26 protein-coding genes are annotated in these 25081 nt (G+C 57.2%); 15 read left to right on the top strand and 11 right to left on the bottom strand.

Annotated elements, in window-relative coordinates:
• Nucleotides 1-190: 190 nt before the first annotated feature.
• The 4 genes from fabF to fabD all read right to left on the bottom strand — a co-directional run bounded on the left by fabF (nucleotide 191) and on the right by fabD (nucleotide 3834).
• The gene (gene fabF, locus RMR16_RS03830; RefSeq protein WP_320199404.1) at nucleotides 191-1459 is read right to left on the bottom strand and encodes a beta-ketoacyl-ACP synthase II; all 1269 of its coding nucleotides are present in this window, start codon (nucleotides 1457-1459) and stop codon (nucleotides 191-193) included.
• A 142-nt stretch (nucleotides 1460-1601) separates the two neighbouring features.
• Nucleotides 1602-1838, bottom strand: a complete 237-nt coding sequence (locus RMR16_RS03825) for an acyl carrier protein (protein WP_006727438.1) — start codon at nucleotides 1836-1838, stop codon at nucleotides 1602-1604.
• A 285-nt stretch (nucleotides 1839-2123) separates the two neighbouring features.
• Nucleotides 2124-2861, bottom strand: a complete 738-nt coding sequence (gene fabG, locus RMR16_RS03820; RefSeq protein WP_320199403.1) for a 3-oxoacyl-[acyl-carrier-protein] reductase — start codon at nucleotides 2859-2861, stop codon at nucleotides 2124-2126.
• A 28-nt stretch (nucleotides 2862-2889) separates the two neighbouring features.
• Nucleotides 2890-3834, bottom strand: a complete 945-nt coding sequence (fabD, locus tag RMR16_RS03815) for an ACP S-malonyltransferase (protein WP_320199402.1) — start codon at nucleotides 3832-3834, stop codon at nucleotides 2890-2892.
• A 268-nt stretch (nucleotides 3835-4102) separates the two neighbouring features.
• Between fabD and RMR16_RS03810 the strand changes: the two genes are divergently transcribed.
• The 5 genes from RMR16_RS03810 to rplI all read left to right on the top strand — a co-directional run bounded on the left by RMR16_RS03810 (nucleotide 4103) and on the right by rplI (nucleotide 7878).
• Nucleotides 4103-5146 (top strand): aldo/keto reductase, encoded by a 1044-nt coding sequence (locus RMR16_RS03810; protein ID WP_320199401.1) that lies wholly within the window; start codon nucleotides 4103-4105, stop codon nucleotides 5144-5146.
• A 290-nt stretch (nucleotides 5147-5436) separates the two neighbouring features.
• The gene (gene rpsF, locus RMR16_RS03805) at nucleotides 5437-5907 is read left to right on the top strand and encodes a 30S ribosomal protein S6 (protein WP_320199400.1); all 471 of its coding nucleotides are present in this window, start codon (nucleotides 5437-5439) and stop codon (nucleotides 5905-5907) included.
• 12 nt (nucleotides 5908-5919) lie between these two features.
• Nucleotides 5920-6168 (top strand): 30S ribosomal protein S18, encoded by a 249-nt coding sequence (gene rpsR, locus RMR16_RS03800; RefSeq protein WP_042618600.1) that lies wholly within the window; start codon nucleotides 5920-5922, stop codon nucleotides 6166-6168.
• Between the two features lie 145 nt (nucleotides 6169-6313).
• Nucleotides 6314-7288: a DUF2232 domain-containing protein gene (locus RMR16_RS03795; protein ID WP_320199399.1), complete on the top strand. Its 975-nt coding sequence runs from the start codon at nucleotides 6314-6316 to the stop codon at nucleotides 7286-7288.
• Nucleotides 7289-7302: 14 nt separating this feature from the next.
• Nucleotides 7303-7878, top strand: coding sequence for a 50S ribosomal protein L9 (gene rplI / locus RMR16_RS03790; protein WP_320199398.1), 576 nt, complete (start codon nucleotides 7303-7305; stop codon nucleotides 7876-7878).
• A gap of 86 nt (nucleotides 7879-7964) precedes the next feature.
• On the opposite strand, the gene RMR16_RS03785 is transcribed toward rplI, so the two are convergent.
• A complete protein-coding gene (locus RMR16_RS03785) occupies nucleotides 7965-8894 on the bottom strand; it encodes a DMT family transporter (RefSeq protein WP_320199397.1) in 930 nt (309 codons plus the stop codon).
• A 122-nt stretch (nucleotides 8895-9016) separates the two neighbouring features.
• On the opposite strand from RMR16_RS03785, the gene RMR16_RS03780 reads away from it, so the two are divergent.
• Nucleotides 9017-9727 carry an ArsR/SmtB family transcription factor gene (locus tag RMR16_RS03780; RefSeq protein ID WP_320199396.1) on the top strand — a complete coding sequence of 237 codons (711 nt, stop codon included), beginning with the start codon at nucleotides 9017-9019 and terminating at the stop codon, nucleotides 9725-9727.
• A 40-nt stretch (nucleotides 9728-9767) separates the two neighbouring features.
• Here RMR16_RS03780 and RMR16_RS03775 read toward each other — a convergent pair whose 3' ends face one another.
• The 3 genes from RMR16_RS03775 to RMR16_RS03765 are packed head-to-tail and all read right to left on the bottom strand — an operon-like array spanning nucleotide 9768 to nucleotide 12982.
• On the bottom strand, nucleotides 9768-10835 hold the full coding sequence (locus RMR16_RS03775; protein WP_320199395.1) for an HlyD family secretion protein: 1068 nt from the start codon (nucleotides 10833-10835) through the stop codon (nucleotides 9768-9770).
• An 18-nt stretch (nucleotides 10836-10853) separates the two neighbouring features.
• Nucleotides 10854-12509 carry an MFS transporter gene (locus RMR16_RS03770; protein ID WP_320199509.1) on the bottom strand — a complete coding sequence of 552 codons (1656 nt, stop codon included), beginning with the start codon at nucleotides 12507-12509 and terminating at the stop codon, nucleotides 10854-10856.
• Nucleotides 12510-12526: 17 nt separating this feature from the next.
• Nucleotides 12527-12982, bottom strand: coding sequence for a MarR family winged helix-turn-helix transcriptional regulator (locus RMR16_RS03765; RefSeq protein ID WP_320199394.1), 456 nt, complete (start codon nucleotides 12980-12982; stop codon nucleotides 12527-12529).
• A 318-nt stretch (nucleotides 12983-13300) separates the two neighbouring features.
• Here RMR16_RS03765 and RMR16_RS03760 point away from each other — a divergent pair, with 318 nt between their 5' ends.
• Nucleotides 13301-14797 carry a replicative DNA helicase gene (locus RMR16_RS03760; RefSeq protein WP_320199393.1) on the top strand — a complete coding sequence of 499 codons (1497 nt, stop codon included), beginning with the start codon at nucleotides 13301-13303 and terminating at the stop codon, nucleotides 14795-14797.
• 66 nt (nucleotides 14798-14863) lie between these two features.
• On the opposite strand, the gene RMR16_RS03755 is transcribed toward RMR16_RS03760, so the two are convergent.
• The 3 genes from RMR16_RS03755 to RMR16_RS03745 all read right to left on the bottom strand — a co-directional run bounded on the left by RMR16_RS03755 (nucleotide 14864) and on the right by RMR16_RS03745 (nucleotide 16795).
• A complete protein-coding gene (locus tag RMR16_RS03755; RefSeq protein WP_320199392.1) occupies nucleotides 14864-15166 on the bottom strand; it encodes an AzlD family protein in 303 nt (100 codons plus the stop codon).
• Entirely contained in the window at nucleotides 15163-15864 is a 702-nt protein-coding gene (locus RMR16_RS03750) for an AzlC family ABC transporter permease (protein ID WP_320199391.1), read from the bottom strand. Before RMR16_RS03750 ends, RMR16_RS03755 begins: the two co-directional genes overlap by 4 nt.
• A 73-nt stretch (nucleotides 15865-15937) precedes the next feature.
• Nucleotides 15938-16795, bottom strand: coding sequence for an AraC family transcriptional regulator (locus RMR16_RS03745; protein WP_320199390.1), 858 nt, complete (start codon nucleotides 16793-16795; stop codon nucleotides 15938-15940).
• 84 nt (nucleotides 16796-16879) lie between these two features.
• Between RMR16_RS03745 and alr the strand changes: the two genes are divergently transcribed.
• From alr to cysS, 8 genes are all read left to right on the top strand, one after another.
• Nucleotides 16880-18055 (top strand): alanine racemase, encoded by a 1176-nt coding sequence (alr, locus tag RMR16_RS03740; protein ID WP_320199389.1) that lies wholly within the window; start codon nucleotides 16880-16882, stop codon nucleotides 18053-18055.
• A gap of 66 nt (nucleotides 18056-18121) precedes the next feature.
• Nucleotides 18122-18397: a type II toxin-antitoxin system ParD family antitoxin gene (locus tag RMR16_RS03735; protein ID WP_320199388.1), complete on the top strand. Its 276-nt coding sequence runs from the start codon at nucleotides 18122-18124 to the stop codon at nucleotides 18395-18397.
• Nucleotides 18398-18410: 13 nt separating this feature from the next.
• On the top strand, nucleotides 18411-18704 hold the full coding sequence (locus tag RMR16_RS03730; protein ID WP_320199387.1) for a type II toxin-antitoxin system RelE/ParE family toxin: 294 nt from the start codon (nucleotides 18411-18413) through the stop codon (nucleotides 18702-18704).
• Between the two features lie 5 nt (nucleotides 18705-18709).
• Nucleotides 18710-20110: a DNA repair protein RadA gene (gene radA / locus RMR16_RS03725; RefSeq protein ID WP_320199386.1), complete on the top strand. Its 1401-nt coding sequence runs from the start codon at nucleotides 18710-18712 to the stop codon at nucleotides 20108-20110.
• Between the two features lie 92 nt (nucleotides 20111-20202).
• Nucleotides 20203-20790, top strand: coding sequence for a CvpA family protein (locus RMR16_RS03720; RefSeq protein WP_320199385.1), 588 nt, complete (start codon nucleotides 20203-20205; stop codon nucleotides 20788-20790).
• 136 nt (nucleotides 20791-20926) lie between these two features.
• The gene (gene purF / locus RMR16_RS03715; RefSeq protein ID WP_320199384.1) at nucleotides 20927-22420 is read left to right on the top strand and encodes an amidophosphoribosyltransferase; all 1494 of its coding nucleotides are present in this window, start codon (nucleotides 20927-20929) and stop codon (nucleotides 22418-22420) included.
• A gap of 135 nt (nucleotides 22421-22555) precedes the next feature.
• Entirely contained in the window at nucleotides 22556-23296 is a 741-nt protein-coding gene (locus tag RMR16_RS03710; protein WP_320199383.1) for an SDR family NAD(P)-dependent oxidoreductase, read from the top strand.
• Between the two features lie 210 nt (nucleotides 23297-23506).
• Nucleotides 23507-24892: a cysteine--tRNA ligase gene (gene cysS / locus RMR16_RS03705; protein WP_320199382.1), complete on the top strand. Its 1386-nt coding sequence runs from the start codon at nucleotides 23507-23509 to the stop codon at nucleotides 24890-24892.
• Nucleotides 24893-25081 lie beyond the last annotated feature (189 nt).

Here is a 25081-nt window from a genome sequence, read left to right as displayed (position 1 = left end):
ACTCGGTATAAATGGAAACATCGAACACATTTCTGTTTGAAACAGAGCAGTGTTTTTGTTTCGCGAGGCTGGTTCATACTCGAAAAACTTCAAGCCACACAGCGCATAAAAACATCCCGGCGGTTACGCCGGGAGATTTGACTATCTGTTTTTCGGTGATTCCTGACAAAACGGCAAGGGCCGTTTGGATTTACGCTTCGTAACGGCGCAGAACCAAAGATGCGTTGGTGCCACCAAAACCGAAGGAGTTGGACAGCGCCACATTGACCTGACGCTTGCGCGCCTTGTGCGGCACCAGATCGATCTGCGTTTCAACATCGGGATTATCGAGGTTGAGCGTCGGCGGAACGATGTTGTCGCGAATGGCAAGCGTTGCGAAAATCGCTTCGATGGCACCGGCTGCACCCAGCAAATGGCCTGTCGCGGACTTGGTGGACGACATGGAAATCTTCGATGCCGAATCGCCAACCAGACGCTCGACCGCACCAAGCTCGATCGTATCAGCCATGGTGGATGTGCCATGCGCGTTAATGTAGTCGATGTCGGCAGGCGTCAGTCCAGCGCGCTTCAGCGCCATCGCCATGCAGCGGTAAGCGCCGTCGCCATCTTCGGATGGAGCGGTGATGTGGAACGCATCGCCGGAAAGGCCGTAGCCGACGACTTCTGCATAAATCTTTGCGCCGCGTGCCTTGGCGTGTTCCAGCTCTTCCAGCACGACAATACCGGCACCCTCACCCATGACGAAACCGTCACGGTCCTTGTCATAGGGGCGCGATGCCTTTTGCGGGTCGTCATTATGCTGGGTGGACAGCGCCTTGCAGGCGGCAAAACCGGCAAGCGAAATGCGGCAGACGGGCGATTCTGCCCCGCCGGCCACCATCACATCGGCATCACCAAGCATGATGAGACGGGCTGCATCGCCAATGGCGTGCGCGCCGGTGGAGCAGGCAGTCACGACGGAATGGTTCGGTCCGCGCAGCTTGTGGCGAATGGAAACCTGTCCGGAAATGAGGTTGATCAGACGGCCGGGAATGAAAAATGGAGAGATGCGGCGTGGGCCCTTGTCGCGCAGCGTATAGCCAGCCTCGACAATACCATCCAGACCACCAATGCCGGAGCCGATCAGAACGCCGGTCATGATCTGGTCTTCGTCGGTTCCCTTGGAAGGGTGCCAGTCGGCATCGATCAGCGCCATTTCGGCGGCTGCCATGCCATAAACAATGAAGGGATCGACCTTGCGCTGCTCTTTGGGCTCCATCCAGTCATCGGCATTGAACGTTCCATTGGAACCATCGCCGACGGGGATGCGGCATGCAATTTTTGCAGGAAGATCTTCGACCTCAAACTCGGTTACGAGACGCGCACCATTGTGTCCGGCCAAAAGCCGTTCCCAGGTGATTTCCGTTCCGCATCCAAGAGGAGATACCATGCCGGTACCGGTGATAACGACACGTCTCATCGCCAATGCTCCGCCCTTACCCATTCATCGCTATGCTATTTACAACACTCGCGCGATGCCGAGTGCCGCAGGATAAAATATTGGCCCGGACTGGCCGGGCCATATCGGGAAGGCAGATGCCTTCCCTTGGCTTTTCAAGCGATTAGGCCTGAGCCTTTTCGATGAACTTGACAGCGTCGCCCACAGTCAGGATCGAGTCAGCTGCGTCGTCCGGGATTTCAACGCCGAATTCTTCTTCGAACGCCATAACCAGTTCAACGGTGTCGAGCGAGTCGGCGCCCAGATCGTCGATAAAGCTTGCGCCCTCAACGACTTTTTCGGCGTCAACGCCAAGATGATCAACTACAATTTTCTTTACGCGTTCTGCGATATCGCTCATGTCGGTTTCCTCGACCTTTATTTTGAAAGGAATGCCCTCTTCAGACACCCTGCCCTGTTACAACCCCCAAGCGCCTTTCAAGGAAGGCACCGTGGGCAAACCCGTTCAACCCGGTTCAAGCTAAACATCGCCGCGAGAAATCGCAACGGTCGCTTTTGTTTCCGGGACGACTGTTCACAGTCTTCGCCCGCTTAACACGGTTTTCTGCGGGAAAAAAGCCTTAAAATAGTGCTAACCATCTTGCTCTACAGGCATTTTTCCCGCACCGCGCCGCGCACGAGATTGTTAAATCATCGCCATACCGCCGTTAACGTGCAGCGTCTGGCCCGTCATATAGCTCGCTTCGTTGGATGCGAGATAGAGAACAGCAGATGCAATTTCCGCACCTGTGCCCATACGCTTCATGGGAATGGCGCCCATGATGGCATCTTTCTGCTTGTCGTTCAGCTTACCGGTCATCGCGCTTTCAATGAAACCGGGGGCAACACAGTTGACCGTCACGTTGCGGGTGGCGATTTCCTGCGCCAGCGACTTGGACAGGCCAATCATGCCAGCCTTGGACGCGCAATAGTTTGCCTGTCCCGGATTGCCGGTGACGCCAACGATGGATGTGATGTTGATGATGCGGCCAAAACGGCGGCGCATCATCGGATGTGTCAGTTCGCGCGTCAGGCGGAACATCGATGTCAGATTGACCTCGATCACATTGTCCCAGTCCTCATCGCTCATGCGAACAAAAAGACCGTCCTTGGTGATGCCGGCATTGTTGACGAGAATGTCCACACCTTCCAGATCGGCTTCAGCCTTTTCGCCCAGCGCCTTCACTTCAGCGCGGTCGGCAAGGTTTGCCGGGAAAATCTTGACGCGTTCGCCAAGCTCGGAAGCCAGCGCTTCCAGCTTTTCAACGCGGGTGCCGTGCAGGCCAACGATTGCACCCTGTGCATGCAGCGTGCGGGCAATTTCTTCGCCAATGCCGCCGGTAGCACCGGTAATAAGAGCCTTGCGGCCGGTCAGATCAAACATGGTGTTTATCCTTTGTTATATCTTGGTCTCAGCCGAGAAGAGTTTGCAGGGCGGCGTCGATATCGGCAGGCGTGTTGACGGCAATGCCGTTCACCGTCTTGTCGATGCGGCGGGCAAGACCCGTCAGCACCTTACCGGAGCCGATTTCATACAGCGTCGTAACATCGTTTGCCGCAAACCACTCCACGGTTTCGCGCCAGCGAACCTGACCCGTGACCTGCTCTACCAGCAGCTTTGCGATTTCGCTTGCATCCGTCACTGGAGCAGCACGCACGTTGGCGATCAAAGGAACGATGGGGCTATGCTTTGTTACACCTGCCAGTGCTTCGCGCATCGCGTCTGCCGCAGGGGCCATGAGCGCCGAATGGAAGGGCGCAGAAACCGGCAGCATGATGGCGCGCTTTGCACCTTTTTCAGAGGCTAGCGCCGCTGCTTTTTCAACAGGAGCCTTCGCACCGGAAATAACCAGCTGTCCGCCGCCATTGTCGTTGGCAATCTGGCAAATGCCGTCCGCAGCGGCTTCCTTGCAGATGGCTTCGACATCGCCATGCTCAAGACCAATAATGGCGGCCATCGCGCCCTGACCCACCGGCACTGCAGCCTGCATGGCATTGCCACGAATGCGCAGCAGACGGGCTGTATCAGCAAGCGAGAAGGTTCCGGCAGCACAGAGCGCCGAATATTCGCCAAGCGAATGACCGGCGACATAGGAGACCTTGTCAGCGAGGTTCAAGCCACGCGCTTCCAGCACACGGATGACGGCAACGGAAACAGCCATCAGCGCTGGCTGGGCATTTGCCGTCAGCGTCAATGTTTCTTCCGGGCCATTCCACAGAACGTCGGAAAGCTTCTGGCCCAGCGCCTCATCGACCTCTTCAAAGACCGCGCGGGCCTCCGCAAAGTTTTCAGCAAGTTCCTTGCCCATGCCGACAGCCTGGCTGCCCTGACCTGGAAATGTAAATGCGATAGCCATGGGATATGGTCCTTCTCTTCTGGCCGTCCCTATCATTATTGGGTTTTCCATTCACATTCCCGCCCGCAGAGTCAAGGCTTTACGACTTTTGAGGCTCATTGGAGCGGGTTTTCACCCATCTACTCCACAGAGATTCATTTGTTCTGGCGCATGTCTTCATCGCAAAACCGCTGCACACTTTTGCGAAATATGCTTTGGAATATTTTTTCTTGCGCCACGACAATTCCGCACTACCTTCATGCCACCTTCCCATTAGCGAGACATTTCCATGAAACAAAATATCTTGGGCCGCACGGATATCTCCGTGTCCGAAATCTGCCTTGGCACGATGACATGGGGCACCCAGAACAGCGAAGCGGAAGCCCATGCCCAGATGGATTACGCCATCGAACATGGCGTCAATTTTTTCGATACGGCTGAACTTTATCCCACAACGCCGGTGTCTCCCGAAACGCAGGGCCGCACCGAAGAATATATCGGCACATGGTTCCAGAAATCCGGCAAGCGCAAGGATGTCGTTCTTGCCACCAAGGTTGCCGGTTCGGGACGTGATTACATTCGCGGCGGTCGCGATATCGACGCGGCTTCTATTCGCGAAGCTGTTGAAACCAGTCTGACGCGGCTGAAAACCGATTATATCGATCTTTACCAGATCCATTGGCCAAACCGTGGCACCTACCACTTCCGTGGCGCATGGGGCTTTGATGCTTCCGGTCAGGATACACAAAAGACCCTGTCCGAAATCAATGAAAAGCTGGAAACGCTGGGCGAACTGGTGAAGGCCGGAAAGATTCGCGCCATCGGCCTTTCCAATGAAAGCGCATGGGGCACGCAGAAATACATTGATATTGCAGAGGCCAAGGGCCTGCCGCGCGTCGCCTCCATCCAGAACGAATATAACCTGCTCTACCGCGCCTTCGATCTCGATCTGTCAGAGGTGGCACACCACGAAAATGTCGGCCTGCTGGCCTATTCGCCACTGGCTGGCGGCATTCTGACCGGCAAGTACCAGAACGGCGGACGGCCAGAAGGGTCACGCGGCAGCATCAACAAGGATATCGGCGGACGTCTGCAACCCTTGCAGGAAGCGCCGGTCAAGGCCTATCTGGAACTGGCGAACAAACACGAAATCGACCCGGCCCAACTCGCCATCGCCTTCACCCTCACCCGCCCCTTCCTCGCCTCCTCCATCATCGGCGCAACCAGCGTCGAGCAGTTGAAGGTCGATATTGGTTCGGCTGATGTGAAGCTCTCGGATGAAGTCTTGAAGGCCATTGCCGATATTCACCGCCAGTATCCAATGCCGATCTAATTGAAGGATCCTCAGCGCGCTTTTCTATGGAACACTTGCATTCCTGCCAGAAATCCGTATAAGCGCGCTGTTCACAACACCCGGTCTTATGGCTGGTGGCTGAACGGAGGGCTGGTTTCGGAAACGGAACAGCAGGAACCATAAGGTTTTTCCGGCCTCCCGTGTCTCCGCTCTCGACCGTCTCGAACAACACTTTTCTTGCCTACGGCTTTTGGCCGTTCAGGAGCAGTCGTTGAGGCTTAGCGCCGTTGCCGGGTTGTTTGATAAACGCAAGAAAGGCAAAAGCTACAATGGCTCTTTACGAACACATCTTCCTTGCCCGGCAGGATATCACTGCCCAGCAGGTTGACGCACTTGTCGAGCAGTACAAGGGCGTTATCGAATCGTTCGGCGGTAAAGTCGGACGCGTCGAAAACTGGGGCCTCAAGTCCCTGACATACCGCATCAAGAAGAACCGCAAGGCTCACTACGCTCTTCTGGACATCGACGCTCCTGCAGCGGCTGTTCACGAAGTTGAGCGTCAGATGCGCATCAACGAAGACGTTCTTCGCTACATGACCATCTCCGTGGAAGCCCACGAAGAAGGCCCATCTGCAATGATGCAGAAGCGCGACCGTGATGACCGTCCGCGCCGCGATGGCGACCGTCCTGACCGTGGCCCGCGTGAAGGCGGCTTCGATCGTGGTCCTCGTCCACCACGCGAAGGTGGCTTCGGCGACCGTGAAGACCGTCCGCGCCGTCCGCGCGAAGACCGTGCATAAGGAGCATATATAATGGCTGACGCATCTTCTTCTCAGGCACGCCGCCCGTTCCACCGCCGTCGCAAGACGTGCCCTTTCTCCGGCGCAAACGCACCGAAGATCGACTACAAGGATGTACGTCTTTTGCAGCGCTACATTTCTGAGCGTGGCAAGATCGTTCCTTCCCGTATCACAGCTGTTTCCCAGAAGAAGCAGCGCGAACTCGCTCAGGCGATCAAGCGCGCTCGTTTCCTCGGCCTGCTGCCTTACGTTCTGTCTTAATTGACTTGACGAGGCTGCGCTTGTTAGCGCGGCCTCGTTTCCTTCCGCGTTGGGCGCGGATCGATCTTGAAATGAAAACCCATGTTGGGGATCAGGTTCATCGAACCATCCTCTAACTGCTACAAACGTTAAGCAGGACAGCGAAGTGCCAAAACTGAACCAGACAGTGCTGATCTCCGGCATCCTTGCCGGCATATGCGCAGCGTTTCTCACGCTCGGCGCAACGGCACAGTCGTCCATGTCTTTCCTGCTGTATGCTGCGTCCGCCATGCCCGTGCTGGTTGCCGGTCTGGGTTGGGGCAATGCCTCTGCCATCGTCGCCGTGCTGTCCGCTGCCTTCCTTGGCGCGCTTGCGGTTTCGCCGCTGTTTGCCGTGACGATCTCGATTTTTACGCTGGTCCCGGCTGGCTGGCTCTCCCACCTTGCCAATCTTGCACGTCCTGCCTCCGAAATCGGCGGCCCTGACGATCTGATCGCCTGGTATCCGCTTTCCGGCATCGTTCTGCATCTCTGTGGATTGATCACCATCTCCGTCATCATTCTCGGCACGATGATCGGCTACGGCCCGGATCTCGTTTCGCAGATGGTCGATTTGATGATGACGTCTGTTCAGACGCGCGAGCCATCCTTCACACCTGACGCCGCAGCGCTGGGGCAAACCAAGTCCCTGCTGGTGCTGATGTTGCCCATGGTTCAGGGCGGGCTTTGGGTCATCATCCTTTTCGCCGCCTATTATTTTGCCAGCCGTATGGTGCGCTCCTTCGGCAAGGGTCTGCGTCCGCGTGAAGATATTTCAGCAGCGCTGCGTATGCACCGCAATGCAATCTTCATCTTCCTCGGCGGCATCGTGCTGACATTCTTCGGAGGCGTGGCATCGATGGTTGGCGCAGTCATCTGCGGCACGTTCGGCGCTGGCTTCCTGATGGCGGGCTATGCCTCGCTGCACCACCGTTCCAAGGGCAAGGACTGGCGTTTGCCGGTTCTCGTTCTTGCCTATCTTTCAGCGATCTTTGTATTTCCGCTGCTCATCATTCTTGTACTGGGTTTGAGGGACGTGCGCAGCACAATCTCCCTCACCCCGGTGCGGAACACCGACAACACAAACGAAACCAAAAACTAGAAAGGATCAAGAAGATGCAAGTCATCCTTCTCGAACGCATCGCAAAGCTTGGCCAGATGGGCGAAACCGTAAAGGTTCGTGACGGCTACGCACGTAACTTCCTGCTGCCACAGGGCAAGGCTCTTCGCGCCAACGCTGCCAACAAGAACCGTTTCGAAGCTGAGCGCGCAACGCTCGAAGCTCGTAACCTTGAGCGCAAGTCCGAAGCACAGACTGTTGCCGACGCCCTCGCAGGCAAGAGCTTCATCGTTGTTCGTTCCGCTGGCGAAACCGGCCAGCTGTACGGCTCTGTTGCTGCCCGTGACGTTGTTGAAATCCTCGGCGCTGAAGGCTTCAACATCGGCCGCAACCAGGTCGAACTCAACACACCGATCAAGACCATCGGTTTGCACAACGTTACGCTTCACCTTCACTCCGAAGTTGAACTGTCTGTTGAACTGAACGTTGCTCGTTCTGGTGAAGAAGCCGAGCGTCAGTCCAAGGGTGAAAGCCTCACATCTGCTGACGCCATCTACGGCGTTGACGAAGACGCTCTTCGCCCAGAAGACTTCTTTGATCCAGACGCAGAATTCAACGGCGACGACGAGTAATCGTTTTCAGCCTTTACGGCTGAACACAGAAACCCCGGATGGAGACATCCGGGGTTTTTGCGTGTCTATAGGCGATTTGAAGATGCCTAAGCATCCTGCTTTGCAGCAACCGATCGCCGTCCAAAGCTCAGAGCCCGCGATGGCATCGTCATGGCGATGACACCCGCCAAGATGCAGACGAGGCCAATCATCGTCGTGGCATGGAGTTGCTCCCCCAGAAACACGACGCCGATGGCAACACCCACGGGCACTCTCACATAGGCCTGCGCGGTTGTTCCCAAAGACCCCAGCGTGTGGACAAGCCGGAAGTAGATGGTGAAGGCGAGCGCCGTGGAAAACACCGATAGGCCCAGCAACGCCATGATCGATCTGGCCGATGGTGCAAGCTCCCATGGACGGTCTACGACTGCGCTGAGCGGAATAAGAATGACCGCGCCGCACATCAGCGAGGCGGCAGCAGGTATCATCGAATCGATGCCTTTGAAATTCTTTCCGAAGATCGCAGCGCCTGCATAAAAGACCGTTGCCAGAATAACGGCAAGCTGGGCGAGCACGACATTTCCCAAGCCATCGAGAGCCTGAATGCCGATCATCACCACCGTGCCGACCAGACCGATCATAACGCCGAACAGTTTGCGACCGCTCAACGTCTCATGACGCGTGATGAGAAGCGTCAGGAGAAAAGTGAAAACCGGCGTCAGTGAATTGAGGATCACCGCCAGCCCGGCGTCGATATAGTGCTCTGCCCAAGCGATCAGCGTGAATGGCAGCACGCTGTTGAGAAGCGCCTGAATGGCGAAGCGCTTCCAGAGATCAAGGTCTTTCGGCAGGCTCAGTCCTCGCAAAAGGATGATGGCCAGCAGGATACCTCCCGCAATCGCGGTTCGCGCCGCAATCAACGTGATTGGCGGTATGGTCTCGATACCGATCTTGATAAATGTGTAGGAGCTGCCCCAGAGGCACCCCAGGAGAACCAGCAGGCCGAGTTCCCGAAGCAGCCCGAATTTTCCAGTCATTCATTTCTTCCTTAAATCACGCATAGGCTCATCCCTATAGCGATGTTGGCAGCCCGGATGCTTCGGCAGCGACCGAACAATGCCCCGCTGACGGCCACGCGCTTTGGTGCTAACTTTCTGAAATGACCAATATCGCTTCGCCCAACACAATCGCCGCCATCGCACATCTCATCGGTGATACCACCCGTGCCAATATGCTCTGCGCATTGATGGGCGGACAGGCCCTGACCGCTGGAGAGCTTTCCCGGCAGGCCGGTATAACCGCGCAAACCGGCAGTGGCCATCTGGCAAAGATGGTGGACGCCAATCTTCTCTCGACCGTGAAACAGGGGCGGCATCGCTATTACCGTCTGGCCTCCCGCCAAGTGGCGCATGGCATCGATGCCTTGATGAACATCGCCGCCGATGGACCGAAGCGACACCATCCCGTCGGTCCGAAAGAAAAGGACATGCGCACCGCCCGTAGCTGTTACGACCATATCGCAGGCAGGCTGGCCGTCGCCATGGCCGATAGTCTTTCGACAAGCGGACGCATCATTCTGTCAGACGAAGGCGCGCTCGTAACCGATGACGGCAAGGGATTCTTGAAGGATTTCGGGATCGATCTTGACGATGGCACACGCTCGAAGCGACCACTGTGCCTGGTATGTCTGGATTGGAGCGAGCGCCGTCACCACATTGCAGGGCGCGTGGGTGCCGCCCTTCTGGATCGGACGCTGGAATTGGGGTGGATCGCTAGGCGCCCGGACAGCCGGGCACTGCGGATCACGCCTTTAGGCGATAGGGGCTTTCGCGACATCTTCTGCCTGCCGGCAGATTGGAACGCAGTGTAGTCGCGGACAGGAACAGCGCCCTGCCCGCGGCGGTTTGCGTTTATTTCGCAGCAGTCTCTCCACCTTGCGGTGCCTTGCTTTTATCCACCCGCACCTCAACCGACATGCCCGGTGAAAGCTCTGCCGCCAGCGGTTGATCGGCATCGATGGAGATCCGCACGCCGAGGCGTTGGGCAATTTTTACGAAGTTGCCGGTGGCGTTGTCTGGTTTGATGACGGCGAATTCGGAGCCGGCGGCGGGGGAGAAGCGCTCCACTTTTCCTGTCAGTTTTCTGCGGTGCAGGGCATCCACGGAGATCGATACGACTTGTCCGGCTTCCATGCCGGCGAGCTGGGTTTCCTTGAAATTGGCAACGACCCAGATGTCATGCGGAACAACCGCCATCAGTTGCGTTCCCGCCGTAACGTACTGGCCGATGCGAACGCCGACTTCACCCAATTTGCCATCTATCGGAGTGCGGATTTCGGTGTTTTGAAGATCGATCTTTGCCAGTTCCACTGCCGCTTCGGCGTTGGCGACTGCGGCCTGCAACGAGCCGCGATTGATGATGATGGTCTGCAAATCCTGCCGTGCCACTTCGAGTGCGGCCTTGGCCTGTGAAAGACCGGCCCGGGCTTTGTCGAGGCTGGCTTGTGCCTCTTCCTGCAAGCTGGAGGTGCCGACACCGCTGCGGATCAAATTGTCCTGACGATCTGCGGCAAGCTGCGCCTGTTTCAGCGAGGCTTGCGCGCCATCGATTGCTGCCTGGCCGGAAGCGATGTTGGCATTTGCGGCAATTTCCTGCTGGCGCGAATTGTCGAAAGCCGCTTTCTGGCTGTCGAGTGAGGCGTCGGCCTGCGCCAGTTTCTGGCGGAAAATGCGGTCATCGACCTTGGCCAGAAGGTCGCCCTGTTTGACCTCCTGATAATCCTTCACCGGAACATCCATGACATAACCGCTGATTTGCGGGCTGAGTGTGGTGACGTAACCGCGCACATAGGCGTTATCGGTCGTTTCCACGGAGCTGGAAAACGGGGGCAGGCGCCAGGCGTAAAGCACCAGTGCAACACCTGCAACGCCACCCATGAGCACGATGAGAGTAAGGGGAGTGAATATTTTCTTCAGCATTTTTATATCTCTGGATAATCAGGACTGAGGAGTGGCGATAGCATCCTGCCCGCTTTGCAGCAAAGGCTTGATACGCAACCACGCAAGATGAATGAGAAGCATGACAAGAGCAGCAGCGGCGCAGACGGAGATGAGCAAAAACGTGTCATTATACGCCAGTATGTAAGCTTCGCGTGTCACCTGCTGGCCAAGCAGGGAGAGACCTTCCGCCTTTAACAACAACGGATCGTTGATGACGTGGCTATATGCTGCCGAAAGTTGGCTGACACGCTGCGCGACCTGCGGGTTTTGCAAGAGAATGCTTTCCGTCAGAATATTGGAATGGAATTTTTCGCGCAACGTCACAAAGCTGCCGAGAAGGCCGGATGTCAGCATCGATCCCGTAATCTGCGTGAACAGGAAGATGGTGATGAAGTTGACGAGATAAGGCGCGCCTTTGGCAAGGGCCGCACCAAACCCCTTCGCCATGACCGGCGGCAGGAACATGGCGGCACCGAAGGCAATCATCGCCTGGCTCAGATACATTTGCTCGGGTCTGACCAGATTGGTCAAATCGCTATCCATGAAAGCGCCAAGCGCAATCAAGGACAGAGAGATCACATGCGCCGTATCGACATATTTCGTCATCATCAGCAACGCACATGCCGCGCCGCCAAGCAGGGTGGCCACAATGATGAGCGTGTAGAGACTGGTCGTCTGATCGTTCAACAGACCAAGCTGCTGGTAGAGACCGACTGCCGTTGATGCCTGTTCAGACGATACGGCACGGTAGATCAGCAGGACCGCGATCATATGCAGATTGGTGCGGGAAAATATCCAGCGAAAATCCAGCATCGGGTTCTTTCGCGGCAGCTCGATCAAGGTCATCACGGTCAAAAGGCCGACAGATGTTGCCAGCAACACGCCAAGCCACCACGTTTCGAACCACCAGTAGAAGCGCCCGAGCGTGAGGAACACCGCCAGACAGCCCAGACCACCGGCAAACAGCAGATAACTCAAGATATCGATGCGCTCTATGACCTTGACGCGTGGGGGTGCCGTAAGTGGCAGCAGGTAAATGATGGGCAGAACCGCAAGCGCAAGTCCCACCTCCATGCTGTAAAGCGCCTGCCAACCATCTATTTGCAGCAGCGATGGCGACACGATGCGGGCAATTGGCGATGACAAGAGTGTGCCTGTGAGCGCGATGCTGAGGCCCACCGTCAGTTTGCGATGAGCCGGGAAGGCTTCCAGAATATAAAGAAAGCCAAGCGAAGATAGTGGTGCTGCCGCCATGCCGCTGACGAAGCGCACAACGATGGCCGAATGCAGGTCCGTCACAAAGAGGTTCAGACAGGACGCAAAGACAAACATGATGATGCTGATTTCAGCGAACGGGCGAAGTCCATATTGAGACCGTATTTTGAACAGCGCGATGGAGAGCGTGGCATAAGGGGCCATATAGGCTGCTGAAAGCCACGCGACCTCTGCAACAGTGGCCGAGAATTCACCCTGCAACTGGTAAAGATTGGCCATGACGATGTTCATGCCCATGCCCTGCGTGATGAAAAAACACATGCCGGAGGCAATATAGAGCAGCTTCATCCAAAAGGATTTTTCCGCTGGCTGCGCGGGCGCAGCTGTGGCCTCCACTGCCGCTGGTTTGGCAGTTTCCTCTTCCGGCACGTCGCGCATATCTGAAACAGCATTGCTCACGGCTGCACCTTTTCCCCAGCGAGATTTTGCAGGTTGGCCGAGAGGCGGCGAACCACCTCCAATGCGGCGCGGATATTATCCGTCGAAATATCGGCGGCGATCTCTGCGCGCATGGCCTTTGCCTGCATATCCACGTCTCCAAATACACTAACACCTTCCGGCGTCATGTGTATGCGCTTTGCGCGCCGGTCCACTTCGTCAGAACGCCGCTCTATGAGACTTTGTTTCTCCATGGCATCAAGCACACGCACCAAAGTCGGCGTTTCGATTTCCAGCTCCTCGGCCAGTTCCTTTTGCGTCAGCGGACCACGGCGCGACAGGGCAAACAGCATTCTGGCCCGCGCAAGGGTCAGCCCCTTCTCAGCCACACGCGCATCGAAGAAAGACCGGAGCTTTCGGTTGAAAGCCGCCATCTCATCAAAAAGCTGCTCTTTTTCAGTTGCCCGAGACAATGTAATCACACCTTATAATTAGCACGCTATCTATTTTATGCCTATTTATTTTCGATTTCGAGAAAACGCAAGATGCTTTGCCCGGATGGCAGCCATGCCGTAGAATCATGGCACGGCACGAGTGATTCGTTTTCGCTGCTCACAGGAGTGCGAATCACCCTGTGGATTAGTGGGGACAACGTGCTTTGTGATGCCACTTGTCGCCAATCCCGCAATGCTGGCGACACTGTTGCCGCAATGTCATTGACTGCCGCCATGGCACGCTTCAAACCGGCAGACTTGCAAGATCAAGAAGGCTCAAGGGAGATCACACAAACCATGAATGACGCTGTGAGGAAGATCACCCCCGCCCCGGCTGCCGAACCGCTGTACCGCGAGGCACCGAACAATATTGAAGCCGAGCAGGCGTTGCTGGGCGCTATTCTCGTCAACAACGACGCCTATTATCGCGTATCGGACTTCCTGAAGCCCGTGCACCTCTACGAGCCGCTGCACCGCAAGATTTTCGAAGTCGCTGGTGATATCATTCGTATGGGCAAGACCGCCAACCCGGTGACGATCAAGACCTTCCTGCCCGCAGACGGCAAGGTTGGCGACCTGACGGTTGCGCAATACCTCGCCCGATTGGCTTCCGAAGCGGTATCGATCATCAACGCGGAAGATTATGGCCGTGCCATTTACGATCTGGCACTTCGCCGTGCGCTGATCCAGATCGGTGAGGACGTCGTCAACATCGCTTACGACGCACCGCTGGACATGCCGCCGCAAAGCCAAATCGAAGACACCGAGCGCCGCCTGTTCGAATTGGCCGAAACGGGCCGTTATGACGGCGGTTTCCAGTCCTTCAACGACGCCGTATCGCTTGCCATCGACATGGCGGGGGCTGCCTTTGAACGCGACGGCAACCTCTCGGGCATTTCCACCGGCATCCATTCTCTGGATGGCCGCATGGGTGGCTTGCAACGGTCTGACTTGATCGTGCTCGCGGGACGTCCGGGCATGGGCAAGACCTCGCTTGCCACCAACATCGCTTATAATATTGCTGCGTCCTATGAGCAGGAAATTCAGCCGGACGGTTCCTACAAGGCGAAAAACGGCGGCGTTGTCGGTTTCTACTCGCTCGAAATGTCGTCGGAACAGCTGGCAACGCGTATCATTTCCGAGCAGACGGAAGTGTCCTCTTCCAAAATCCGCCGTGGTGAAATTACCGAGGCCGATTTTGAAAAGCTGGTGGCGTGCAGCCAGATGATGCAGAAAGTGCCGCTTTATATCGACCAGACGGGTGGTATCTCCATCGCCCAGCTTTCTGCCCGCGCCCGACGCCTCAAGCGCCAGCGCGGCCTTGATTGCCTTGTGGTGGACTATATTCAGCTGATGACGGGTTCTGGCAAAAGCGGTGAAAACCGTGTGCAGGAAATCACCCAGATCACCACCGGCCTGAAGGCACTGGGCAAAGAACTCAACGTTCCGATCATCGCGCTCTCACAGCTCTCCCGTCAGGTGGAAAGCCGTGAAGACAAGCGCCCGCAGCTCTCCGACCTTCGTGAATCCGGTTCTATCGAGCAGGACGCGGACGTGGTGCTGTTCGTGTTTCGTGAGGAATATTACGTCAAGAACATGGAACCGCGCGATATTTCCGACCCGAAATATGCCGAGTGGGAAGCATTGTTCGACAAGGTCAAAGGCACGGCTGATGTCATCATCGCCAAGCAGCGTCACGGACCGACGGGCACGGTGAAGCTGGCGTTCCAGGCGGAATTCACCCGCTTTGCGGATCTGGCCGACCCATCCTTTACGCAATACGAAGAACATTGATCTCCGATTCAGCCCTGCCACGAAAGTTGCGGGGCTGAATCTTTTCAAGCGCTTGGCGATATCGGTTTACAAACCGATTCCGCGCAGCACAGCCACCGTCACCACGCCCGTTGCAGCAGCGGGCAGCAACGACAGGCGCGTGGCCGCAAGCGCCGTCACACCGCAGGCAATGGTTTCGGCAATGCCGGTGGAAATGGCCGTGGGCGTGACCACCGCCATCAGAACGGCGGGTGGAACAGCCGTCAGCGCTTTTTTCGTGCGGCCCGTGAACTCCACATATCGAACAAGCAGCAACCCGCCCATGCGGGTGGCGATGGTTGCCGCCGCCATGGCGAGAATGGCAAACAGGGTGTTCGCATCAAGGGTCATGCTGGCTGCTCCGTTTTTTGCCTGCCGAATGCAGCCACCAGAAGACCGGCCAGCGCACCGGCGGCGATGTACCAAGCACCAGCAATATAGGTGTGCGTCAGATAGGACGCGGTGGCGCTCGCCAGCAGCACGAGGCCAGTTTCACTGCCTTTCCAGAACCCCATCAACAACACGATGAAGACCGCTGGAAAGGCGAAATCCAGACCGATGACGGCCGTATCCCCCATGACCGAGCCCAGCAAAGCGCCCGCCAGCGTGGAGACGTTCCACAGTGCATAAATCGACAGGGCGGCGGCGGCGAAAAAGGCGGGTGTCAAATGGGCGCGCATGACGCGGAATTCAGACAAGGCCCAGGATTCATCCGTGAGCACAGGCATGGCGGCGAATTTCTGCCATTCCTTGAAGCCCTGCATCTTTCCGGCAATCGACGCGCTCATCAACACATGGCGCAGGTTGACCAGAAGCGCGGCAAAGCCCAGCGCCGTCCAGCTCGCCGGGTGTGTCCACAGGTCCATGGCGACAAATTGCGCCCCGCCCGCAAAAACCAGAAGCGACATGAGACAGGCTTCGAGTGGCGACAAGCCCTTGGCCACGGCAACCGCGCCGAACACCACGCCAATCGGCACCATTGCGACAAGCAAAGGGGCTGCGGCTTTTAACCCGGCGGTAAATTCGGCACTCTCTATGGTCCGTGGCATGGCAGTCTCCTGTTCTGGAGATGCGCTTAACGTGTGGTTTGCATGGTCGTCTTGAACGAAAATGACATCCAGATCATGCCGCGCGAAATTGACCCGGCGTAATGCCCATGCGCGCCTTGAAATGGCGGTTGAAGTGGGCTTGATCTGCAAAACCGCACAATGCCGCGATATCTGCCAGTGGCTCGCCCGTGCGCAGAAGCTTTTTGGCTTTGCGGATACGCACATCGGTCAGATAGGCGTGCGGCGTGATGTGAAACTCCTTGCGGAATGCCCGAATGAGATGGGCGCGGCTGAGGCCTGCTATCTTCGCCAATTCCTCCAGCCCGATATCCGTATCGAAATTGTCGTTCAGATAATCCCGCGTGGTATGAACCGCCGTTTTTTCTCTCTTTTCCAACGGAAGAATAATGGTGCTGCCATAACGGCGAAACAGTTCGGCCATGACGGAATACATGCCCTCATCCGTTTCCAGCGCGCCTGCCTTCATTTCCATACGCCGATGGGCCATCTGAAACGCCGTTGCCATCTGCGGATCGTGCGGCAGGAAACGCGGAAAGGACGGCGTGCCGTGGAATGCACGGCCCGTCACATCCTCCAGCACATCACGCAATAGAGCAACGCCGGGATAAATCATGCGGTAGCGATACCCGCCACCACCCGGCGCACCATCATGAATTTCATCTGGGTTGATGAGATAAAGATGACCCGGCCCGGTCTGTTCAGTTGCACCCTGAATGGTCGATATTTGCGAACCGCTCTCGATGGCACCGATGGAAAATGTCTCGTGTGCGTGCGGGGAATATTCATGCGTCAGAAATGTCGCGCTCAGGCATTCCATGCCATCAAAACGCCCGTCGCGCCAGAAACGCGTGGTTTCTGCCGCGGCAAGCGGCATGAAGTCGATGGCCTGTTCCTGCGAAACATTGTGCATGGCGGCAGTTTAGTCCAAACGGACATTACCGTCTTGAACAAAAGTGATACAGCACTATCAATCCCCCTCACCGGACGCACGACGATGACTGATGAATTCGACGACACCCTGCCCGACGCGGACATGGACGCATTTGAGGCTGCTTCGCTTCGCCTGAGCGTGGACCTGGGCGCACTGGCCGACAATTGGCGCGGCATGAACACGCGCTCCGGCAAAGCCCGCGCCAGTGCGGTGGTGAAGGCAGATGCTTATGGCCTGGGCATCGAGGATTGCGGTTCGACGCTTTATCACGCGGGCGCACGGGACTTTTTCGTGGCGACCGCTGCGGAAGGCGTCACGCTTCGCCCGCACGCGCCGGAAGCCCGTATTTTCGTTCTATCCGGCATCTGGCCCGGTCAGGAACGCCAGATTTTCAACAATGATCTGGTGCCGGTTATCGCTTCGGAAGAGCAGCTTTCGTTCTGGATGGGAACGCTTGCCGACCGGGGCGAGCATCCTTTCGCGCTGCATGTGGACACCGGCTTCAACCGGCTCGGACTGCCGCTGGACGACGCGCTTTACCTCGCCGATGATCCTACCCGTCCCGCCAGCTTCGATCCTGTTCTGGTCCTCTCCCACCTCGCCTGCGCCGATACCCCGTCTTCGCCCATGAACAGGGTGCAGCTTGAATCATTCCGCAGGGTTAGCGAGGCTTTCGAAGGCATCGAATCAAGCCTTTCAGCGTCTGCCGGAATTTTCCTCGGGCCCGACTATCACTTCGATCTCACCCGCCCCGGCATCACACTCTATGGCGGTGAAGCCGTCAACGAGATGGCAAACCCGATGCGGCCCGTGGCAAAAGCTGAAGCGCGCATTATCCAGATTCGCGAGGCTGGCGAAGGCCAGACGGTGAGCTATGGCGGCACGTTCCTTCTGAAACGCGCCAGCCGTCTGGCGATTGCCGCCGTTGGTTATGCCGATGGCTACCACCGTTCGCTGTCCGGTTCCGGCATTCCGTTGCGCGAAATGGGCTATGGCGGCGCTTACGGTTTCATCAACGGTTACGAAGTGCCGGTTGCAGGCCGCGTGACGATGGACCTCACCATCTTCGACGTCACCGACGTTCCGGCCAACGCCATTCGCGCTGGCGATTACATCGAACTCTTCGGCCCCAATGTGCCGGTGGATGAAGCGGCACGCGCCGCAGGCACCATTGGTTACGAAATGCTGACCGGCCTTGGACTTCGCTATGAGCGGCAATATCTGATCGACGACGAGTGACGCTTGTTTTTTGGCTCTTGGAAAGCCGGATCGACCTGTGCTATACGAGAACAAAAGGAGATCGAAATGGCCGAAATCCATCTTAGCGAGCAGGATCGTGCGTTTATTGATGAGCAGGTAAGTGCTGGCATCTACAGGAGCGCCGACGATGTCGTGGCAGCCGGTTTGCGGTTGTTGGGCAGCGAAGAAGGAAAATTGGTAGAGCTTCAGCGGCTTATTCAGGAAGGACTGGATGATGTCGAAGCAGGACGTGTTCATCGATATGGCTCAGCAGATGAATTCCTGAATGACATCAAGCGCATGGCAAAAGAACGCCAAATGAAGACGGGGACAGGCCATTAAAACGCGTGAACCTGTGTGGACGACGACCGCAAGCGAAGACCTTCTGGAAGACTATATCTATATTGCCCGAGCTAATCCGGCGGCCGCTGACAGATTCGTTTTCGATATCGACGAGAAAGTCAGGTCTTTCTCTCATGGCGGCTTAACCGGCATAAAACGCGATGAGCTAGGCACCGGCCTGCGAAGCTTCGCATACCGCGAACGGATAATCGTTTTCCTGATCAACGACCAAGAACTCATTGTGGTGCGTATTTTGCACGGCCACCAAGACATTTCTGCAAAAAATTTCGAACAAGAAGAAAACTGACATCAATGGCCAAAGCCAAGACACAATTCATTTGCCAGAACTGCGGCACGGTACACAATCGCTGGGCGGGGAAGTGCGAGGGCTGCGGCGAGTGGAATACCATCGTCGAAGAAGACCCGATGGGTGGTATCGGCTCCGGCCCCGGCAAGACGCCGAAAAAGGGCAGACCCGTCACCCTCACCTCGCTGTCCGGTGAAATCGAAGAAGCCCCACGTATTCCGACCGGCATGAGCGAGCTGGACCGGGCAACCGGCGGTGGTTTCGTGCGCGGTTCGGCGGTGTTGATCGGTGGTGATCCGGGCATTGGTAAATCCACGCTGCTGATGCAGGCGGCGGCAGCACTTTCGCGGCGAGGGCATCGCATTGTTTATGTCTCCGGCGAAGAAGCGGTGGCGCAGGTTCGGCTTCGTGCGCAACGTCTGGGTGCCGCAGATACCGATGTTCTGCTGGCGGCGGAAACCAATGTCGAAGACATTCTGGCGACGATTTCCGAAGGCAAACGGCCTGATCTGATCATCATCGACTCCATCCAGACGCTGTGGAGCGATACGGCTGATTCTGCCCCCGGAACGGTGACGCAGGTTCGCACCGGCGTTCAGGCGATGATCCGTTTTGCCAAACAGACGGGTGCCACCATGGTTCTGGTGGGCCACGTGACGAAGGATGGTCAGATAGCCGGGCCTCGCGTGGTGGAACACATGGTGGATGCGGTTCTTTATTTCGAAGGCGACCGGGGCCATCACTACCGAATTCTGCGCACCGTGAAAAACCGTTTCGGACCCACCGATGAAATCGGCGTATTCGAAATGTCCGACAAGGGTTTGCGCGAGGTTTCCAACCCTTCGGAACTGTTTCTGGGCGAACGCAACGAAAAATCACCGGGTGCCGCCGTCTTCGCAGGCATGGAGGGCACGCGGCCCGTGCTGGTGGAAGTGCAGGCGCTTGTCGCCCCCACCTCGCTCGGCACGCCGCGCCGCGCCGTCGTCGGTTGGGATTCGTCCCGGCTTGCCATGATTCTCGCCGTGCTGGAGGCGCATTGCGGCGTGAAGCTTGGAAGCCACGATGTTTATCTCAATGTGGCGGGCGGGTATCGCATTTCTGAACCGGCGGCGGACATGGCCATCGCCTCTGCACTGGTTTCATCGCTTGCCGGTGTTGCACTGCCTGCCGATTGCGTCTATTTCGGCGAGGTCAGCCTGTCAGGCGCTGTCAGAACGGTCTCGCACACGGGACAGCGTTTGAAAGAGGCTGAAAAACTTGGGTTTTCTGCCGCATTTTTGCCTTCGGCTTCTGCGGAACTGCCGAAAGGTGCAAAAGGGCGCTGGACGGAAATCGAGAGCCTGCCGGACCTCGTCTCGCGTATTGCGGGTTCGGCTAGCCGGTTCAGACAGGTTGAAGATGAATAATGATCCTTTCGCTGGCTAAGCGGCTAGTGTATGAGGATCGCAAATTGGCACAGTGGCCCTTGTATGAAGTGCTGCGCCCCCGGAGTTGGTAAATGCCCATTACGATTTTCGACGGCATCGTTCTCGCCGTTGTCCTGTTCTCCGCTGTTCTCGCCATGGTGCGGGGGTTTTCGCGTGAAATTCTGTCCATCGCAAGCTGGGGCGGTTCCGTCGCCGCCGCTTATTATCTTTATCCGGTCCTGTTGCCCTATGCGCGCAACTACACGGATGACGACAAGATCGCCATTGCCGGTTCCGCCGGTGTCATCTTTCTCGTCGCGCTCATCATCATTTCCTTCATAACATCGCGCATTGCCGATTTTATTATCGACAGCCGCATCGGCGCGCTGGATCGCACCCTGGGCTTCCTGTTCGGTGCGGCACGCGGCATTCTGCTTCTGGTCGTCGCGGTTGCGTTCTGGAACTGGCTGGTGGACGTCAAGACACAGCCAACCTGGGTCACGCAGGCGAAATCCAAGCCATTCCTCGATGGCCTCGTTGCCAAGCTGGAAGCGGCGCTGCCAGATAATATCGAGCCGCAAATCCGGGCGCGCATCCTCGGCAAACCGGCTGAGGGCACCACGGATCAGACGCCTGCGGACGATGCTCCGGCAACAAATCCACCGGCGACAACAAATTGATGTCAAGACGCGCCTTGCAATACATGCAAGGCGCGCTATTTGTGCTAAATATTCAATATAGGCAGCAGACAGACCAAACTGGCGGAAAACTCGCCGGTTCGGTTTTTGTTTTTGGCAATAAGCAAAGGCAAGCCAGATGAATGAGCCGCTTTCGCATTCCAGTTTCAACGAAGTCCTAGATGGCGATACCTTGCATGAAGAATGCGGCGTGTTCGGCATTCTTGGCCACCCGGATGCGGCGGCACTGACGGCGCTTGGTCTGCACGCCCTGCAACATCGCGGGCAGGAAGCTGCCGGCATGGTGTCCTTCGATGGCAAGCGTTTCTATCAGGAACGCCATATGGGCCTCGTTGGCGACCATTACACCAATCCGGCAACCCTTGCCCGCCTGCCCGGCAGCATCACCATCGGCCACACACGTTATTCCACCACCGGCGAAGTGGCGATGCGCAACGTGCAGCCACTGTTTGCCGAACTGGAAGACGGCGGCATTGCCGTTGCCCATAATGGTAACTTCACCAACGGCCTGACGCTGCGCCGCCAGATTATTGCCACCGGCGCCATCTGTCAGTCCACCTCGGACACGGAAGTCGTTCTTCACCTCATCGCCCGCTCCCGCCACTCCTCCACAGCAGACCGCTTCATCGACGCGATCCGCCAGATGGAAGGCGGTTATTCGATGCTGGCGATGACCCGCACCAAGCTGATTGCTGCCCGCGACCCCACGGGCATCCGCCCGCTGGTGATGGGCGACCTCGACGGCAAGCCGATCTTCTGCTCGGAAACCTGTGCGCTGGACATCATCGGTGCGAAGTTCGTCCGTGACGTGGAGAATGGCGAAGTCATCATTTGCGAAATCCAGCCGGACGGTTCGATCAGCATCGATGCGCGCAAGCCTGTGAAGCCACAGCCTGAACGCCTCTGCCTGTTCGAATATGTTTACTTCGCCCGTCCCGATTCCGTTGTCGGCGGACGTAGCGTTTATACGACCCGCAAAAACATGGGCATCAATCTCGCCAAGGAAGCGCCGCTTGAAGCGGATGTGGTTGTGCCTGTACCGGATGGCGGCACGCCCGCCGCACTCGGCTTTGCGCAGGAAAGCGGCATTCCGTTCGAATACGGCATCATCCGCAACCATTATGTTGGTCGTACCTTCATCGAGCCCACCCAGTCCATTCGTGCGTTCGGCGTGAAGCTGAAGCATTCTGCCAACCGCGCCATGATCGAAGGCAAGCGTGTTGTTCTCGTTGACGATTCCATCGTCCGTGGCACCACGTCTGTGAAAATCGTGCAGATGATCCGCGAAGCGGGTGCCAAGGAAGTTCATATCCGCGTTGCCAGCCCGATGATCTTCCACCCGGATTTCTACGGCATCGACACACCGGATGCCGACAAGCTGCTGGCAAACCAGTATGCCGACGTCAACGACATGGCGAAATTTATCGGCGTGGATTCGCTGGCTTTCCTCTCCATCAACGGGCTTTACCGCGCCGTTGGCGGCGTTGACCGCAACCCGGCACGTCCGCAGTTCACCGACCACTATTTCACCGGTGAATACCCGACCCGCCTTCTCGACAAGAACGGCGAAGCGATGGGCAACAAGATTTCCATGCTGGCCAGCAACGGCTGATATCTTACACAGCCCGCACATCACCGTGCGGGCTTTTTCTTTGCGCATATTTCATGCGACCTTCTGGCCCATTGCTGTATCTTCCGCCGCTTCATAAGACGGCAGACGCATGACCAAATCATTCTCGGGGGGAAAATGACGACAGACCTTAAAGGCCGCATCGCACTCGTGACCGGCGCATCGCGCGGCATCGGTTATTTCACCGCATTGGAACTGGCAAAGGCGGGGGCGCATGTGATTGCCTGCGCGCGCACGGTCGGCGGCCTCGAAGATCTGGACGATGCGATCAAAGCTGCGGGCGGCACGGCAACTTTGGTGCCGTTCGATCTGGCGGATATGAATGCCATCGATGCGCTGGGCGCGTCCATCAACGAGCGCTGGGGCAAGCTGGACATTCTGGTTGCCAATGCTGGTGTTCTCGGCGTCATCTCCCCGGTTGGACACATCGAAGCCAAGGTATTCGAAAAGGTCATGACCATCAATGTCACCGCCACCTGGCGGCTGATCCGCTCGGTCGAACCGCTTTTGCTAAAATCCGATGCCGGGCGTGCGCTTATTCTTTCCTCTGGCGCACCGCATTCCTGTCGTCCATTCTGGGGTGCATACTCCACCTCGAAAGCCGCCGTTGAAGCGCTCGCCCGCACGTGGGCTGCGGAAACCGAACAGACCGCGCTTCGGGTCAACAGCATCAACCCCGGCGCTACCCGCACGGCCATGCGCGCGCAGGCCATGCCCGGCGAAGACCCGGACACCCTGCCCCATCCGTCCTCAATTGCCGCAGCCCTGCTGCCGCTGGCTTCACCGGAGCTGACGGAAACAGGCAAGATTTACGTGGTTCGGGACCAGAAATTCGTCAGTTACCGCGCACCGGAATAACGCCACGCTCCATGCATCCTCATGGCGCAGCGCTCTTGACCAAAATTGCGCGCCGCGCCATAAGGCAAGATATGAGAATGACGATCTGCACCTGTTGCTGAAACTAATTTTGCTGGTCTAACATCCGGCCAGATCGTTTTCGTCTCCCGAAAGGTCAAAAGCAGACAAACGCTCCGGTTGGGGAAACTTATCTCCCGAAGGAAATTCCGCATGTCCTTGCGCCTGAAACTCCACAATACACTGACCCGCGAAAAAGCTGACTTTCAGCCGATCGATGCCGACAATGTGCGCATGTATGTCTGCGGCCCCACGGTTTATGATTTTGCCCACATTGGCAATGCGCGCCCGGTCATCGTTTTTGACGTGCTGTACCGCCTGCTGCGCCATGTTTATGGCGATGCGCAGGTTACGTATGCGCGCAACATCACCGACGTTGACGACAAGATCAATGCGCGTGCGCTGCGGGATTACCCCCACCTGCCTTTGAACGATGCCATTCACGCCGTGACGGAAAAGACGGCACAGCAGTTTCACGCAGATGTGGCCTCACTCGGCTGCCTTGAGCCGACCATTGAGCCCCGCGCCACCGACAACATCGCCCAAATGATCGAGATCATCGAAAAGCTGATTGCGCGCGGACACGCCTATGTCGCCAGCGGCGAAGTGTTGTTCGACACCAAATCGATGAGCGATTACGGCCAGCTTTCCAAGCGCCCGCTGGATGAGCAGCAGGCGGGTGCGCGCATCGCCGTCGATGTGCACAAGAAGAACGCGCAGGATTTCGTGCTGTGGAAATTGTCGAGCCATAACGAGCCGGGCTGGGAAAGCCCTTGGGGCCTTGGTCGTCCCGGCTGGCATATCGAATGCTCTGCCATGGCCGGGCGTTATGTTGGCGAGACCTTCGATATTCACGGCGGCGGGCTGGATCTGATCTTCCCCCACCACGAAAATGAGATCGCCCAATCCCGTTGCGCCCATGGCACGCACGTCATGGCCAATGTGTGGATGCACAATGGTTTCGTGCAGGTCGAAGGCCGCAAGATGTCGAAGTCCGACGGCAACTTCATCACCATTTATGAGCTGCTGCACACGGATAAATTCGGCGGTCGCCAATGGCCGGGCGACGTGCTGCGGCTGGCTATGTTGATGACGCATTATCGCGAGCCGATTGATTTTTCGGTCAAGCGGTTGGAAGAGGCAGAGCGTCTGCTGGCAAAGTGGCCTGCGGCTGACATTGGCGATGCAGAGCCGGATCAAACGGTTCTGGATGCGCTTTCCGATGACCTGAACACGGTTGCCGCAGTGCAAGCGCTTCATGCGTTGGCACAGACCGCCAATGCCGACCCGGAACAACTACCAAGCTTCGCTGCCAGCGCCGCGCTTCTTGGCGTTCTGCCAAAAAAGGCGGAGATGGATGAGGCGATTGTCGCGGCAGTGGATGCGCTGGTTGCTATGCGTCTGGAAATGCTGAAAGCCAAGAATTTTGCCGAGGCCGACCGCATTCGCGACGATCTTTCCGCCAAGGGCATTCAGCTGAAGGACGGCAAGGACAAGGATAGCGGCGAGCGGGTTACGACTTGGGAGTTGAAGCGGTAAACTTCGATCACATTCCTTCAGCATCCTGCACTTTAACGCCGGAGCAAGCTCGCCCCCCTCTGCCCTGCCGGGCATCTCCCCCTCAAGGGGGGAGATTAGCAAGACGCACGCACCGCGCTTCATTTGCGACAGTCGAGTTGGGCAGGAACGCAGCCGCATATCGATCTCCCCCCTTGAGGGGGAGATGTC

Source organism: Agrobacterium sp. rho-13.3 (genome assembly GCF_033957765.2).
Taxonomy (GTDB): Bacteria; Pseudomonadota; Alphaproteobacteria; order Rhizobiales; family Rhizobiaceae; genus Agrobacterium.
The sequence above is the reverse complement of the archived record's forward strand: the minus strand, read 5'-3'. Positions and strand labels throughout refer to the sequence as shown.

Excerpts from the sequence above, each read along its gene's own strand:
- RMR16_RS03825 (WP_006727438.1), bottom strand. The coding sequence starts at position 1,838 with ATGAGCGATATCGCAGAACGCGTAAAGAAAATTGTAGTTGATCATCTT.
- fabG (WP_320199403.1), bottom strand. The coding sequence starts at position 2,861 with ATGTTTGATCTGACCGGCCGCAAGGCTCTTATTACCGGTGCTACCGGC.
- rplI (WP_320199398.1), top strand. The coding sequence starts at position 7,303 with ATGCAAGTCATCCTTCTCGAACGCATCGCAAAGCTTGGCCAGATGGGC.
- RMR16_RS03770 (WP_320199509.1), bottom strand. The coding sequence starts at position 12,509 with ATGCGCGACGTGCCGGAAGAGGAAACTGCCAAACCAGCGGCAGTGGAG.
- RMR16_RS03755 (WP_320199392.1), bottom strand. The coding sequence starts at position 15,166 with ATGACCCTTGATGCGAACACCCTGTTTGCCATTCTCGCCATGGCGGCG.
- RMR16_RS03810 (WP_320199401.1), top strand. The coding sequence starts at position 4,103 with ATGAAACAAAATATCTTGGGCCGCACGGATATCTCCGTGTCCGAAATC.
- RMR16_RS03735 (WP_320199388.1), top strand. The coding sequence starts at position 18,122 with ATGGCCGAAATCCATCTTAGCGAGCAGGATCGTGCGTTTATTGATGAG.
- RMR16_RS03780 (WP_320199396.1), top strand. The coding sequence starts at position 9,017 with ATGACCAATATCGCTTCGCCCAACACAATCGCCGCCATCGCACATCTC.
- purF (WP_320199384.1), top strand. The coding sequence starts at position 20,927 with ATGAATGAGCCGCTTTCGCATTCCAGTTTCAACGAAGTCCTAGATGGC.
- rpsF (WP_320199400.1), top strand. The coding sequence starts at position 5,437 with ATGGCTCTTTACGAACACATCTTCCTTGCCCGGCAGGATATCACTGCC.
- RMR16_RS03775 (WP_320199395.1), bottom strand. The coding sequence starts at position 10,835 with ATGCTGAAGAAAATATTCACTCCCCTTACTCTCATCGTGCTCATGGGT.
- RMR16_RS03720 (WP_320199385.1), top strand. The coding sequence starts at position 20,203 with ATGCCCATTACGATTTTCGACGGCATCGTTCTCGCCGTTGTCCTGTTC.
- RMR16_RS03785 (WP_320199397.1), bottom strand. The coding sequence starts at position 8,894 with ATGACTGGAAAATTCGGGCTGCTTCGGGAACTCGGCCTGCTGGTTCTC.
- fabF (WP_320199404.1), bottom strand. The coding sequence starts at position 1,459 with ATGAGACGTGTCGTTATCACCGGTACCGGCATGGTATCTCCTCTTGGA.
- RMR16_RS03760 (WP_320199393.1), top strand. The coding sequence starts at position 13,301 with ATGAATGACGCTGTGAGGAAGATCACCCCCGCCCCGGCTGCCGAACCG.
- radA (WP_320199386.1), top strand. The coding sequence starts at position 18,710 with ATGGCCAAAGCCAAGACACAATTCATTTGCCAGAACTGCGGCACGGTA.
- rpsR (WP_042618600.1), top strand. The coding sequence starts at position 5,920 with ATGGCTGACGCATCTTCTTCTCAGGCACGCCGCCCGTTCCACCGCCGT.
- RMR16_RS03745 (WP_320199390.1), bottom strand. The coding sequence starts at position 16,795 with ATGCACAATGTTTCGCAGGAACAGGCCATCGACTTCATGCCGCTTGCC.
- RMR16_RS03710 (WP_320199383.1), top strand. The coding sequence starts at position 22,556 with ATGACGACAGACCTTAAAGGCCGCATCGCACTCGTGACCGGCGCATCG.
- fabD (WP_320199402.1), bottom strand. The coding sequence starts at position 3,834 with ATGGCTATCGCATTTACATTTCCAGGTCAGGGCAGCCAGGCTGTCGGC.
- cysS (WP_320199382.1), top strand. The coding sequence starts at position 23,507 with ATGTCCTTGCGCCTGAAACTCCACAATACACTGACCCGCGAAAAAGCT.
- alr (WP_320199389.1), top strand. The coding sequence starts at position 16,880 with ATGACTGATGAATTCGACGACACCCTGCCCGACGCGGACATGGACGCA.
- RMR16_RS03750 (WP_320199391.1), bottom strand. The coding sequence starts at position 15,864 with ATGCCACGGACCATAGAGAGTGCCGAATTTACCGCCGGGTTAAAAGCC.